General features: G+C 69.3%; 13 protein-coding genes and 1 tRNA gene. 7 read left to right on the top strand and 7 right to left on the bottom strand.

Annotated features, from left to right (window positions below):
- The 3 genes from ABZV77_RS26590 to ABZV77_RS26580 all read left to right on the top strand — a co-directional run.
- The coding region (locus ABZV77_RS26590) for a DUF3418 domain-containing protein (protein WP_356261572.1) at positions 1–756 on the top strand (756 nt) is incomplete at its 5' end.
- Positions 757–851: 95 nt separating this feature from the next.
- Positions 852–926 (top strand) — tRNA-Asp (locus ABZV77_RS26585).
- Between the two features lie 209 nt (positions 927–1,135).
- Positions 1,136–1,402: a DUF6274 family protein gene (locus ABZV77_RS26580; RefSeq protein ID WP_356261569.1), complete on the top strand. Its 267-nt coding sequence runs from the start codon at positions 1,136–1,138 to the stop codon at positions 1,400–1,402.
- Between the two features lie 489 nt (positions 1,403–1,891).
- Here ABZV77_RS26580 and bldC read toward each other — a convergent pair whose 3' ends face one another.
- Together bldC and ABZV77_RS26570 are read right to left on the bottom strand one after the other, a co-directional pair.
- A complete protein-coding gene (gene bldC / locus ABZV77_RS26575) occupies positions 1,892–2,098 on the bottom strand; it encodes a developmental transcriptional regulator BldC (protein ID WP_003949541.1) in 207 nt (68 codons plus the stop codon).
- A 466-nt stretch (positions 2,099–2,564) separates the two neighbouring features.
- The gene (locus ABZV77_RS26570) at positions 2,565–3,398 is read right to left on the bottom strand and encodes a hypothetical protein (RefSeq protein WP_356261567.1); all 834 of its coding nucleotides are present in this window, start codon (positions 3,396–3,398) and stop codon (positions 2,565–2,567) included.
- A gap of 153 nt (positions 3,399–3,551) precedes the next feature.
- On the opposite strand from ABZV77_RS26570, the gene ABZV77_RS26565 reads away from it, so the two are divergent.
- Together ABZV77_RS26565 and ABZV77_RS26560 are read left to right on the top strand one after the other, a co-directional pair.
- A complete protein-coding gene (locus ABZV77_RS26565; protein WP_356261565.1) occupies positions 3,552–4,628 on the top strand; it encodes a Glu/Leu/Phe/Val dehydrogenase dimerization domain-containing protein in 1,077 nt (358 codons plus the stop codon).
- A 316-nt stretch (positions 4,629–4,944) separates the two neighbouring features.
- On the top strand, positions 4,945–5,202 hold the full coding sequence (locus ABZV77_RS26560) for a DUF3073 domain-containing protein (RefSeq protein ID WP_356261562.1): 258 nt from the start codon (positions 4,945–4,947) through the stop codon (positions 5,200–5,202).
- A gap of 131 nt (positions 5,203–5,333) precedes the next feature.
- Here the strand turns inward: ABZV77_RS26560 and purM are convergent, their stop codons facing one another.
- Both purM and purF read right to left on the bottom strand, forming a co-directional pair.
- A complete protein-coding gene (gene purM, locus ABZV77_RS26555) occupies positions 5,334–6,407 on the bottom strand; it encodes a phosphoribosylformylglycinamidine cyclo-ligase (RefSeq protein WP_356261560.1) in 1,074 nt (357 codons plus the stop codon).
- 36 nt (positions 6,408–6,443) lie between these two features.
- The gene (gene purF / locus ABZV77_RS26550) at positions 6,444–7,970 is read right to left on the bottom strand and encodes an amidophosphoribosyltransferase (RefSeq protein ID WP_356261557.1); all 1,527 of its coding nucleotides are present in this window, start codon (positions 7,968–7,970) and stop codon (positions 6,444–6,446) included.
- Between the two features lie 163 nt (positions 7,971–8,133).
- On the opposite strand from purF, the gene ABZV77_RS26545 reads away from it, so the two are divergent.
- Together ABZV77_RS26545 and ABZV77_RS26540 are read left to right on the top strand one after the other, a co-directional pair.
- The gene (locus ABZV77_RS26545; protein WP_356261555.1) at positions 8,134–8,235 is read left to right on the top strand and encodes a putative leader peptide; all 102 of its coding nucleotides are present in this window, start codon (positions 8,134–8,136) and stop codon (positions 8,233–8,235) included.
- Between the two features lie 79 nt (positions 8,236–8,314).
- Positions 8,315–9,733 (top strand): sulfatase-like hydrolase/transferase, encoded by a 1,419-nt coding sequence (locus tag ABZV77_RS26540; protein ID WP_356261552.1) that lies wholly within the window; start codon positions 8,315–8,317, stop codon positions 9,731–9,733.
- 11 nt (positions 9,734–9,744) lie between these two features.
- On the opposite strand, the gene ABZV77_RS26535 is transcribed toward ABZV77_RS26540, so the two are convergent.
- The 3 genes from ABZV77_RS26535 to ABZV77_RS26525 are packed head-to-tail and all read right to left on the bottom strand — an operon-like array spanning position 9,745 to position 12,130.
- Positions 9,745–10,620, bottom strand: a complete 876-nt coding sequence (locus ABZV77_RS26535; RefSeq protein WP_356261549.1) for an META domain-containing protein — start codon at positions 10,618–10,620, stop codon at positions 9,745–9,747.
- 36 nt (positions 10,621–10,656) lie between these two features.
- Positions 10,657–11,457 (bottom strand): sterol carrier family protein, encoded by an 801-nt coding sequence (locus ABZV77_RS26530; RefSeq protein ID WP_356261547.1) that lies wholly within the window; start codon positions 11,455–11,457, stop codon positions 10,657–10,659.
- Between the two features lie 10 nt (positions 11,458–11,467).
- A complete protein-coding gene (locus ABZV77_RS26525; protein ID WP_356261544.1) occupies positions 11,468–12,130 on the bottom strand; it encodes a TetR/AcrR family transcriptional regulator in 663 nt (220 codons plus the stop codon).
- Positions 12,131–12,215: the final 85 nt, after the last annotated feature.

The raw sequence follows: 12,215 nt of genomic DNA, 5'->3' as shown, positions 1-12,215 counted from the left end.
GTCTCCGTACGCCTCTTCGACACGGAGGCCGAGCAGCAGCAGGCGATGTGGAAGGGCACGCGCCGCCTCATCCTGCGCAACATCCCCGTGAATCCGGCCAAGTTCGCCTCGGACAAGCTGACCAACGCCCAGAAGATCGCCCTGTCCGCCAATCCGCACGGCTCCATCCAGGCGCTCTTCGCGGACTGCGCGATGGCGGCGGCGGACAAGCTCATCGGTGACTTCGGCGGCCCCGCCTGGGACGAGGAGTCGTACCGCAAGCTGTACGAGAAGGTGCGCGCCGAGATCGTCGACACGACGGTCCGCACGGTCGGCCAGGTCCAGCAGGTCCTCGCCGCCTGGCAGGCCTGTGAGCGTCGCCTGAAGTCGACGAAGAGCCCGACGCTCCTGGCCAACCTCACGGACGTCCGCGCGCAGTTGGACGCCCTCGTCGGCCCCGGCTTCGTCACGGCCACCGGCATCCGCCGCCTCGCGGACCTGATGCGCTACATGACGGCCGCCGACCGGCGCCTCCAGCAGATGCCGACGAACGTCCAGCGGGACACCTCGCGCATGGAGAAGGTCCACGAGATGCAGGACGAGTACGCCTGGCTCCTGGAACAGCTCCCGCAGGGCCGCCCCGTCCCCCGGGAGGTCCTGGACATCCGCTGGATGCTGGAGGAGCTCCGGGTCAGCTATTTCGCGCACGCGCTCGGCACGGCGTACCCCGTCTCGGACAAGCGGATCGTGAAGGCGATCGACGCGGCCGCGCCGTGATCACCCGGCCACCCTGGGTGAGTTCGACCGCCGGGCCTGCGCTGCTGTAGAGTCCTGTCTCGCAGCGCAACGCAGCAATCGGCGCAGCAAAGCAAGGTCCTGTGGAGCAGTTTGGAGTGCTCGCCACCCTGTCAAGGTGGAGGCCGCGGGTTCAAATCCCGTCAGGACCGCAGTAAATGAAGGGCCGCATCCGCAAGGGTGCGGCCCTTCTTCGTGTGGCAACGAGCGGGGCCGCATCCGCGCAGGTGCGGCCCTTCTTGCGTGGCCGCTCGCGTGCCCCCGACCGCGGCCCGTTGTGGCGGCGGCATCTTGACTGCGTCACATTCCACCGGTACCCCGGACACCAGGGAGCCGCGGGAGGCTCCCCAGGAGGTGACGCATGTCCGCTTCTCCGGCGTCCGCGCGGCACGAGACGCGCGCCTTGCTGCGCGCGCACCTCGCGGCGGCCACCAGGTACCGCCATGTGACCCGGCACTGCCCGATCTGCCACCGGCTGCTGAGGCTCGCCCTGGAGCCCTCTCAGCGGGCCCCCGACGAGCACGAGGCCCCCGAGGCGGTTTTCGTGCGCGAGAGCCCCGCAGCCGCCCGTACCGAGCCGACGGAGTCCGCCGGGCCGCCCGGGGACGAAAGTCCCCCCAACGCATGACCAAAGCCGACGCGCGGGCAGCCTCCCCGGTGGGAGGCTGAGACTCGAAGGCCATCGAATGCCGCCGCGGCCCCTCTAGCGCAGGGGTGTCGTGCGCAACAAGATTCACGACGTGTGACGGGTGTCACCGAACAAGTTTCAGGAACCCCGGAACTTACACCCTCCCTACAACCAGCCAATTTAATATGTGCAATTGCACCACCTCCAGGACGCTCCCCCGGCACCCTTCTCAGGGACCCCCAGAGACCAACAAGGGCGCTCAGATCCCCGCCCACCAGCGCGTCCTCGGCGCACAAAAAAGATCGCGCTGGACCCGGCGGAGTCCAGCGCGATCGAACGACGCACCCAAGTGAGCAAGGCGTGGGTCCCGTTGGGGCAGGACCCTCGTCGCGTGTAGCCATATGTCGGACGTACGGCCAGGTTGGGGGACCCGGCAGCAGTGGTGCTCTTCGCCCGAGTTGTGCGGGTTACTGCTGGTTAAGCGGTACTTCAGGCCTCGCTGCGCTGCTGCGGAATACCCGCGAGCAGTGCGCGGACCTCAGCCTCGCGGTAACGGCGGTGTCCGCCGAGCGTGCGAATCGACGTGAGCTTGCCAGCCTTCGCCCAGCGCGTGACCGTCTTCGGGTCGACGCGGAACATCGTGGCGACCTCAGCCGGGGTCAGCAGCGGCTCGGCATCAGGGGTGCGAGCGGTCATGAGCGGCCTCCTCGGGAGAACCGAACCTTCTCGGTTCATTCCTCTAAATTCTGCACCTTGACCCGCGTTGCCCGAAATGGCGGACGCGAGTCGAGTCGGTTATAGGACGAACGGCTTGTCCTCGGCACTACAACTACACCATCCGTCCAGCCGCGTCGGCCAAACCGATGGAATTGCCCTCCCAGGTGTTCATCACCGACGGAAGCCGATGGACCATGCCATAGCGGACAGTCACGGCACAGTGACGATCAGTCACAGAGCGATCAGGAGTCAACAGACCCCCCATAGAGTGCAATGCCGAGCATTCCGCCCATACTTGGGCGGAAGGAGCCCTCCCCGGACTCCTTGTCCTATTTTGGCACGAGGAGGGGTGATGGGCGCAAGGGTGCAGTTAGTGCGGTCCGTCACGCTTGAGGCAAAGGCCCGGATCGGGACCTACGTCCTGACACCCGGGCGACCAGAGACCTCAGTTCGCGAACTGAAGGTCCCGAACCGCCCGCCATCGCTCCACGAGCCTTGCATACGCCTCGCCGGCCACCTCGCCGTCGCCGATGCGCAGCGCCTCGATCCCCTCGGCGACGTCCGCCGCCGAGTGGTCCTCGTCGAGCTCGTCGGCGGAGACCGCGTGCACGAGCCCGCCGTAGTCGAGCTCGACCAGGGAGCGGGGGTGGAACTCCTCCAGCCACCGGCCGACGTCCACGAGCCCCTCGATGATCGGCCCCTCGTCCAACGCGTCCCGCAGCGCCCGCAGCCCGCGCGCGACCCGGCGCCGGGCCTGCACCATCGGGGTGCGGTAGCGGAGCGCGGGCGACGCACCCCTCTCATGGCTGCGCTCCTCGTCGGCGACGAGCACGAACCAGTGCAGCGGCACCTGCCACGTCGACGTACGGATCCAGGGGCGCGCGTCGGGGTTCCGCGCCAGCCACCGCTCGTAGTCCGCGGTGGTCTGGCGGCGCAGCACCGGGGGGAGCACCGCGTCCAGGACGGGCGCGGGCAGCTGGCCCGCCAGCTCCTCCATCGCCTGCCAGCCGCGCAGCCGGGTCCGCCACGGGCAGACGCACAGCACCCCGTCGACCTCGACCACGAAGGCGTCGCCGCTCTCGTGCACCGGCACGGGCACCGGGGGCGTGGGCACCAGGTCGGCCAGTGAACGGCGGAGTTCGTCCTGGCAGGAGGGCAGGTCGGGGCGGCGGGCATAGCGCGCCCAGTGGTCGCGCTCCGGCTCGGGGAAGGCGGCCAACGGCTCGTAGACACGCAGGTAGGACGCGTACGGGACCGTCACCGAAGACACCTTGGGCACGGCTCCTCTCTCCCCCGCGGACGCGCCGGAAAACGTGATCCTCGGCACCGGGAGGTCAAGGCCGGTGGACAGCCTCTAGTCTCATGCCCATCGGGCCCCCGCCACCCGTACGGGAGCCCGCCCAACCGCCGCACTTGACCGGGAGTCACCACAGTGACCGAAGCAGACAACGGCGTCCTGCACACCCTGTTCCACTCGGACCAGGGAGGCCACGAGCAAGTAGTGCTCTGCCAGGACCGCGCCAGCGGCCTCAAGGCCGTCATCGCCATCCACAGCACCGCCCTGGGCCCCGCCCTCGGCGGCACCCGCTTCTACCCGTACGCGACCGAGGAAGAGGCCGTCGCCGACGTCCTGAACCTGTCGCGCGGGATGTCGTACAAGAACGCCATGGCCGGGCTCGACCACGGCGGCGGCAAAGCCGTGATCATCGGCGACCCTGACCGGATCAAGAGCGAGGAGCTGCTCCTCGCCTTCGGCCGCTGCGTCGCCTCGCTCGGCGGCCGCTACGTGACGGCCTGCGACGTCGGTACGTACGTCGCCGACATGGACGTCGTCGCACGCGAGTGCCGCTGGACCACCGGACGCTCCCCCGAGAACGGCGGCGCGGGGGACTCCTCGGTGCTCACCGCCTTCGGTGTCTTCCAGGGCATGCGGGCCAGCGCCGAGCACCTGTGGGGCGATGCCTCGCTGCGCGGGCGCAAGGTCGGCGTCGCGGGCGTCGGCAAGGTGGGCCACCACCTGGTCGAGCACCTCCTGGAGGACGGCGCCGAGGTCGTGATCACGGACGTGCGCGAGGAGTCGGTCAACCGGATCGTCCACAAGCACCCGTCGGTGACGGCGGTGGCCGACACCGAGGCGCTCATCCGCACCGAGGGCCTGGACATCTACGCGCCCTGTGCGCTCGGCGGCGCGCTGAACGACGACTCCGTGCCGGTCCTCACCGCGAAGGTGGTGTGCGGCGCCGCGAACAACCAGCTCGCACACCCGGGGGTGGAGAAGGACCTCGCCGACCGGTCGATCCTCTATGCGCCGGACTACGTGGTGAACGCGGGCGGGGTGATCCAGGTCGCCGACGAGCTCCACGGCTTCGACTTCGACCGGTGCAAGGCGAAGGCGACGAAGATCTTCGACACCACGCTCGCAATATTCGCTCGCGCAAAGGAAGACGGCATCCCGCCGGCCGCGGCGGCCGACAGGATCGCCGAACAGCGCATGTCCGACGCGCGCTGAAACAAACCGGAATCTGACGTTCCGGCGTTGTGTGACGCTTTGACAGGGCCCCGTCGACGTACACGAGAGACAAGACTCACCCCCGTCGGCGGGTCGCCCGCCAAGAAGAGGTTAAAATCGCAGTTGACCAGCGAGGACGGGGCTCCTCGAGGGTTGTGCGCCGAGGCGCGTCCTGCGGGCGACGTACCGTATGGCCGCAGGAGCAGGTACCGTGGAAGCCCTACGGACCGGTCTCTCCGAGGAGAGCCCGTTCCCGATCATGAACGCGTGTCAAGACTCTGGGGCCACCGAGCCCCATATCCGAGGGGGTCGAGCCATGGGGCGCGGCCGGGCAAAGGCCAAGCAGACGAAGGTCGCCCGCCAGCTGAAGTACAGCAGCGGCGGGACTGACCTGTCGCGTCTGGCCAATGAGCTGGGCGCTTCGACTTCGCAACAGCCGCCGAATGGCGAGCCGTTCGAGGACGACGACGAGGAAGAAGACGACCCGTACGCCCAGTACGCGGATCTGTATAACGACGACGAGGACGAGGACTCCGACGAGTCCGGTCCGTCGTCTCAGCGCCGCGGCGCTTGACCTCGTTGTATATGCAGCATTTGTTGCCTACGCAGTATTCGCAGTTCTCATAGCAACTGCACTTCACCCGGTCCGGGGTGGTCACCACACCGGACCGGGTTTTGTGCTGCCCTGAGGACGGCTGCACCGGCCTACTTGGCGTAGTCGCCGATCATGGCGGCGCCCGTCGTGTGCTCGCCGCGGTCCGTGATCTCGCCCGCGACCCAGGCGTCGAGGCCGCGGTCCGCGAGGGTGGTGAGCGCCGCGTCCGCCGACTCCTCGGGGACGATCGCGATCATTCCGACGCCCATGTTCAGCGTCTTCTCCAGCTCCAGGCGCTCGACCTGGCCGACCTGGCCGACCACGTCGAAGACCGGGCCCGGCGTCCACGTCTCGCGGTCGACGATCGCGTGCAGGCCGTCCGGGATCACCCGGGCGAGGTTGGCCGCGAGGCCGCCCCCGGTGACGTGGCTGAAGGCGTGGACGTCCGTGGTGCGGGTGAGCGCCAGGCAGTCCAGGGAGTAGATCTTGGTGGGCTCCAGGAGCTCCTCGCCGAGCGTGCGGCCGAACTCCTCGACCCGGCGGTCCAGGGCCCAGCCCGCGCGGTCGAAGACCACGTGCCGGACGAGCGAGTACCCGTTCGAGTGAAGACCCGAGGACGCCATGGCGATGACCGCGTCCCCCTTACGGATGCGATCCGAGCCGAGCAGGCGGTCGGCCTCGACCGCTCCCGTGCCCGCGCCCGCGACGTCGAAGTCGTCCGGGCCGAGCAGACCCGGGTGCTCCGCGGTCTCGCCGCCGACGAGCGAGCAGCCCGCGAGGACACAGCCCTCGGCGATGCCCTTCACGATGGCGGCGACGCGCTCGGGGTGGACCTTGCCGACGCAGATGTAGTCGGTCATGAAGAGCGGCTCGGCGCCGCACACGACGATGTCGTCCATGACCATCGCGACGAGGTCGTGGCCGATGGTGTCGTAGACGCCCATCTGGCGGGCGATGTCGACCTTCGTGCCGACGCCGTCGGTCGCGGAGGCCAGCAGCGGGCGCTCGAAGCGCTTGAGCGCCGAGGCGTCGAAGAGTCCGGCGAAGCCGCCGAGACCGCCGAGGCCCGCGACCTCAGGACGCTGGGTCTTCTTGACCCACTCCTTCATGAGCTCGACGGCGCGGTCGCCCGCTTCGATGTCTACGCCGGCGGCCGCGTAGCTGGCACCAGTGGTCTCAGGCATGGTGATTGAGAGCTTTCGTGTCGTTACTACGGTGGCTTACGGGCGACGGATCGCGTCGGCCGCTGCCGTGGCGGCAGGGCCTGCCGCCAGCTCCGTCTCCAGAAGCTGCTTGCCGAGCAGCTCGGGGTCGGGCAGGTCCATCGGGTACACGCCGTCGAAGCAGGCGCGGCAGAGGTCCGGCTTGTCGATGGTCGTGGCCTCGATCATGCCGTCGATGGAGATGTACGAGAGCGAGTCGGCGCCCATCGAGGTGGCGATCTCGTCGATCGTCATGCCGTTGGCGATGAGCTCCGCGCGGGTCGCGAAGTCGATGCCGAAGAAGCAGGGCCACTTCACGGGCGGCGAGGAGATCCGGATGTGGATCTCGGCCGCTCCGGCCTCGCGGAGCATCTTGACCAGGGCGCGCTGGGTGTTGCCGCGGACGATCGAGTCGTCGACGACGACCAGACGCTTGCCCTTGATGACTTCCTTGAGCGGGTTCAGCTTGAGACGGATGCCGAGCTGGCGGATCGTCTGCGAGGGCTGGATGAAGGTCCGGCCGACGTAGGCGTTCTTGACCAGACCGGCGCCGAAGGGGATGCCGGAGGCTTCCGCGTAACCGATCGCGGCGGGCGTTCCTGACTCCGGCGTCGCTATGACGAGATCGGCGTCGACCGGAGCTTCCTTGGCGAGTTTCCTGCCCATCTCGACACGCGAGAGGTAGACGTTCCGCCCGGCGATGTCCGTGTCGGGGCGCGCCAGATAGACGTACTCGAAGACACAGCCCTTGGGCTTCGCTTCCGCGAATCGTGACGTTCGCAGTCCGTTCTCGTCGACCGCGATGAACTCGCCGGGCTCGACCTCGCGGACGAAGCTGGCACCGCAGATGTCGAGCGCCGCGGACTCCGAGGCGACGACCCAGCCACGCTCCAGGCGGCCGAGGACCAGCGGGCGGATGCCCTGCGGGTCGCGGGCCGCGTACAGCGTGTGCTCGTTCATGAAGACGAGGGAGAAGGCGCCCTGCACGTCCGGGAGGACCTTGGTGGCCGCTTCCTCGATCGTCAGCGGCTTGCCGTCGTCGTCCACCTGGCCCGCGAGGAGAGCCGTCACCAGGTCGGTGTCGTTGGTCGCCGCGACCTGGGTCGCGCGGCCGTTCTCCTTGGGCAGGGCGGCGACCAGCTCGGCGAGCTGGGCCGTGTTGACGAGGTTGCCGTTGTGCCCGAGCGCGATGGAGCCGTGCGCGGTGGCACGGAACGTCGGCTGGGCGTTCTCCCATACGGAGGCCCCGGTGGTCGAGTAGCGGGCGTGACCGACCGCGATATGACCCTGGAGCGAGCTGAGAGAGGTTTCGTCGAAGACCTGGGAAACGAGGCCCATGTCCTTGAAGACGAGGATCTGGGAGCCGTTGCTGACCGCGATTCCCGCGGATTCCTGGCCCCGATGCTGGAGGGCATAGAGCCCGAAGTACGTGAGCTTTGCGACCTCTTCGCCCGGAGCCCAGACACCGAAGACGCCACAAGCGTCCTGGGGGCCTTTCTCGCCGGGGAGCAGATCGTGATTGAGTCGACCGTCACCACGTGGCACGGCATCGAGTGTAGGCGAGATCGACCACTGGTCCGAATTGGGGATACGGGCCCCGCACGGAGCGTAGTCGTGGCCCCGGTGCGCACGTGGAGTACGAAGCCCTTGTGAACAGGTGCGCGGGAGCGTTGACAGGGGTGGGCGGGGGCCGTGAAGCTCCTGGCCCATGCCCCTGCAGCCCCTAGGCGACCGGTCGGTCGCCCTTGTGGAGCGCCGCCACGTCGACCTGGTCCGTGTCGCGAGCGCCATCTGTCGCAGCGCTGCCTGAACTCACTCTCCGTCGACTCATTTCTTCCGACTCCGGGTAGCGCCGCCTGCCGTGCCGCGCCCCGTTCAGGAGCGCAGCCATGCCCACACCCCCGTACGAAAAGTCTGCCTTGTCCCGACGTGCCTTCGGAGGTGCCGTGGGAGCCGGTGCCGCCGCCGCGGTGGGCGTCCCCGCCGCCGAGGCCGGGGAGCGGCCGTTCCGCGCGGCCCCGCGCCGGAGCGGACGACGGCCGAACATCCTCTTCATCCTCGGCGACGACCTCGGCTGGGCCGACCTCTCGTCCTACGGATCGCCGCACATCAAGACCCCGCACCTGGACCGCCTGGCCCGCCAGGGCGTGCGCTTCACCGACGCCTACTCCGGGTCCGCGACCTGCTCGCCGACCCGCTTCAGCCTGTACACGGGGCGCTACCCCGGGCGTACGAAGGGCGGGCTCGCGGAGCCGATAGCGGACAAGTCCGTGGGCCTTGCCCCGACGCATCCCACGCTGGCGTCGCTGCTGAAGGGCGCCGGATACGCGACCGCGCTCATCGGCAAGTGGCACTGCGGCTACCTGCCGGAGTACTCACCCACGAAGTCGGGCTGGGACGAGTTCTTCGGGAACTTCGGCGGGGCGCTGGAGTACTACTCGAAGCTGGGGCTCGCCGGGGAGTACGACCTCTTCGAGGGCGGGGTCCGGGAGGGCGACGCCGAGTACAAGGACCTGCGCTATTACACGCGGATCCTGACCGAGCGGGCGAGCGAGTACGTGGGGCGGGACCACGGGGAAAAGCCGTGGCTGCTCAACCTGAACTTCACCACCCCGCACTGGCCGTGGATAGCGGACGGCGACGAGGAGCAGAGCGCCGAGATCGTACGGAGGATCAAGGCGGGCGAGAAGGGTGCGCTCCAGCACCGGGACGGCGGCTCCGTCGAGAAGTACAAGGAGCTGGTCGAGGACCTGGACCGGTCCGTCGGGGAGGTGCTTCGCGCGCTGAAGAAGTCCGGCCAGGAACGGGACACCCTCGTGTTCTTCGCGTCCGACAACGGCGGCGAGCGCTTCTCGTACAACTGGCCGCTGTCCGGCAACAAGGGCTCGCTGCAGGAGGGCGGCATCCGCGTGCCGACCATCGTGCGGTGGCCCGCCCGGCTCGACGGCGGGCAGGTCAGCGACGAGCCCGTCTACACGCCGGACTGGACGGCGACCCTCCTGGAGGTCGCCGGGGCCCGCCCGGACCCGGCGCACCCCCTGGACGGCACGAGCCTGGCCCCCTACCTGCTGCGGGGCGAGAGGATCGCCGAGCGCGAGCTGTTCTGGCGGGTGCGCGGGGAGCGTGCGCTGCGGCGCGGGGACTGGAAGTACTACCGGGGCAAGGACGGCAAGGACCACCTGTACGACCTCGCGGAGGACCGGCGCGAACAGGCGGACCGGGCCGCCTCGGAACCGCGTCTCCTCGCGGAGCTGCGGCGGGCGTGGGAGCGGACGGACGAGGAGCTGCTGCCCTATCCCAAGCCCTAGCCCCAGCCTTTTTAGCCCTTGTCCTTGTCCTTGCCCTTCGCGGCGTTCGCGGCATTCGCGTTGATCACGGTGCCGTCGTCCGCGGTGAGCTTCAGCGTGTCCTGCCGCACCTCGTAACGCGCCTTGCCGCCGAAGAGCTTGAGCAGCTTGCGCTCGGTGGTCATCGCGTCGCCCGGGCACATCTTCCGGGTGGTCGCGGGCGCGCCGAAGGTGATCCGGCCGTCCTTCGCCTCGGCCTTGGCGGTGACGTCGTTGCAGCCGAGGTTGCCGCGGACCTTGCCGTCGTCGCCGAAGGTGAGATGGACCTTGCCCGACACCGCCTTGGGCAGGGTCGCGGCCGTCCTGCCGTCGCCGATGCCGTTCACCGTCCACTTGGTGCCGGTGAGCGGGGCGTCGGGCTCGGCGGGCTGCGAGGTGAAGTCCACGCGGTCTCCCTTGGCCGTGGTGAGGGTCATGCGGTCGCCGTCCACCTTCGCGGTGAACTTGCCCGCGCCGAGGGCGCGCGTGAAGTCCTCCTCGAACTTCATGCGGCCGCTGCCCTCGCAGGCCATCCTCGTCGTCTGCGTCTTGCCGAAGTCCACGGTGTCGCCCTTGATCGACACGGTCGTACCTGCCTGGTTGCAGCCGTAGCTGCCGCCGGCCCGCCCGTCCTTGCCGATCTTGAGGTAGGCGCCCTCCGGGGCGGCGTGCTTCTTGCCGCCCACGGTGAGGCTCTCGACGTTCCACCGGACACCGGTGAGAGCCTGCTCGCTCGCCACGGAACGCCCGCCGGAGCCGCCGTCGGAGTTGCCTTCGGAACCGGCTCCCGACTCGGTGCCGCATGCCGTGAGCAGCAGCCCCGCGGAGGCCAGCGCGGTCAGGGTGAGGGTCAGTCGCTGCGTGTGCATGGCAATGTGACGGGACAAGTGGGGGTCCCGGTTCCATCACGCCATGATCGGCAGCAGCTCCGAGAGGTCCGCCCGCTCGCCGCTGGCGCTGACCTGCGCCGCGTCGACTGCCGCCGCCCACCGCGTCCGGCCGGTCGCGAGGCGGATCCAGGTGAGCGGGTCGGTCTCGACGACGTTGGGCGGGGTGCCGCGGGTGTGCCGGGGGCCTTCGACGCACTGCACGACGGCGTACGGCGGGATCCGCACCTCCGTCGACGCGCCCGGTGCCTTCACGGCGAGGGCGTCCGCGAGCAGCCGGGCACAGGCGGCCAGGGCCTGGCGGTCGTACGGGACGTCCAGGCCCGGCACCGCGTCGTTCAAGTCGTCGGTGTGGACGGTCAGTTCGACGGTGCGGGTGACCAGGAAGTCGCCGAGGGTCATGGCGCCGAAGCGCGACGGCACGAGGCGTTCGTCGGGCGCGGCGGCCAAGGACTCCTCGATGCCGGTGAGCGTGCGCGTGAACAGCTCGTCGAGGTCCGCGCCCGCCACCTCCGCGAGGGCGCGGGTGTCCTCGTCGACCTGCGCGGCCGCCGTGACCGTGGCGAACGGCCACTCCATGAGCGGCACTTCGTGCTTCTCCGGTTCCGGCAGGCCGAGGTAGCGGTGGACGGTGCCGAGGACCATCGCGAGGTGCGCCGACAGTTCGCGCACGGTCCAGCCGCCGAGCCGGGTCGGGCGGGTGAGCTGCTCGGGCGTGAGGGTGCGCACCGCCTCGCGTACGTTGCCGAACTGGGCGAGGACGGCGGTGCGGGTCTTGGCGGAGTCGTACGAGCGCGTGCGCTTCTTGGCCGGTGGCATGGTGCCGAGCCTAAGCGTTTGCGGGGTACCCCTGAAGTCCCTTTTCCACCAGGTCGAAGGCGCGCTCGGCGAGGGCCGCGCAGTCGTCGGCCATCTCCTCCACGGTGTCGCCCGCGACGAGCCTGCGGTGGTTCTCCAGGATCACCGCGCCCCGCGCGGCGACGAGTTGGTGGGCGGCGACCCCGGCGAGCAGCCGGTCCCCCGTCTCCTCGGCGAGCACCTCGGCGAGGAGCTCGACGCTGCGCATCTGGAAGGTCAGCATCCGGCGGGCGAGGGCGGGGGTGTCGCTGATGAGCTGCCGCATCTGGAGCAGCCGGTGGTCGCCGGAGAGGCCGATCGAGGGGTCGCGCTCGGCGACCTTGACGAGGAACTGGCGGCGGAGCGCGTCGACCGCGCTCTCGCCGGGCTCGCGCTCGCGCACCGCGTCGGCGGCATCGGAGACGTGGTCCTCCATCGGGCCGAGGAGGACGTCCTCCTTGGTGCCGAAGTAGTTGAAGACGGTCATCTTCGAGACGTCGGCGGCGGCCGCGATCTCCGCGACGGAGACCTTGTCGTAGCCACGCTCCAGGAACAGGTCGAGCGCGCTGCGCCAGATCCGCATCGCGGTCTGCCGCTTCTTGCGCTCGCGCAGCCCCAGTGGTTGCTCAGCCACGTCTGCTTCAGCCCCAGCCATGACCGCACTGTACCAGGATGAAATTTTAACCGCGAGTATTTTTACTCCCGACCAAAATATTGACTCAGTACATTTTCTTGGGTCA

The organism is Streptomyces sp. NPDC004732, from assembly GCF_040609235.1.
In the GTDB taxonomy this organism is placed as follows: domain Bacteria; phylum Actinomycetota; class Actinomycetes; order Streptomycetales; family Streptomycetaceae; genus Streptomyces.
Note: the sequence above shows the minus strand (reverse complement) of the source record. Positions and strands in the feature narration are given on the sequence as shown.

Excerpts from the sequence above, each read along its gene's own strand:
- ABZV77_RS26525 (WP_356261544.1), bottom strand. The coding sequence starts at position 12,130 with ATGGCTGGGGCTGAAGCAGACGTGGCTGAGCAACCACTGGGGCTGCGC.
- purM (WP_356261560.1), bottom strand. The coding sequence starts at position 6,407 with ATGCCTGAGACCACTGGTGCCAGCTACGCGGCCGCCGGCGTAGACATC.
- ABZV77_RS26540 (WP_356261552.1), top strand. The coding sequence starts at position 8,315 with ATGCCCACACCCCCGTACGAAAAGTCTGCCTTGTCCCGACGTGCCTTC.
- bldC (WP_003949541.1), bottom strand. The coding sequence starts at position 2,098 with ATGACCGCTCGCACCCCTGATGCCGAGCCGCTGCTGACCCCGGCTGAG.
- ABZV77_RS26530 (WP_356261547.1), bottom strand. The coding sequence starts at position 11,457 with ATGCCACCGGCCAAGAAGCGCACGCGCTCGTACGACTCCGCCAAGACC.
- ABZV77_RS26560 (WP_356261562.1), top strand. The coding sequence starts at position 4,945 with ATGGGGCGCGGCCGGGCAAAGGCCAAGCAGACGAAGGTCGCCCGCCAG.
- ABZV77_RS26535 (WP_356261549.1), bottom strand. The coding sequence starts at position 10,620 with ATGCACACGCAGCGACTGACCCTCACCCTGACCGCGCTGGCCTCCGCG.
- ABZV77_RS26545 (WP_356261555.1), top strand. The coding sequence starts at position 8,134 with ATGCCCCTGCAGCCCCTAGGCGACCGGTCGGTCGCCCTTGTGGAGCGC.
- ABZV77_RS26580 (WP_356261569.1), top strand. The coding sequence starts at position 1,136 with ATGTCCGCTTCTCCGGCGTCCGCGCGGCACGAGACGCGCGCCTTGCTG.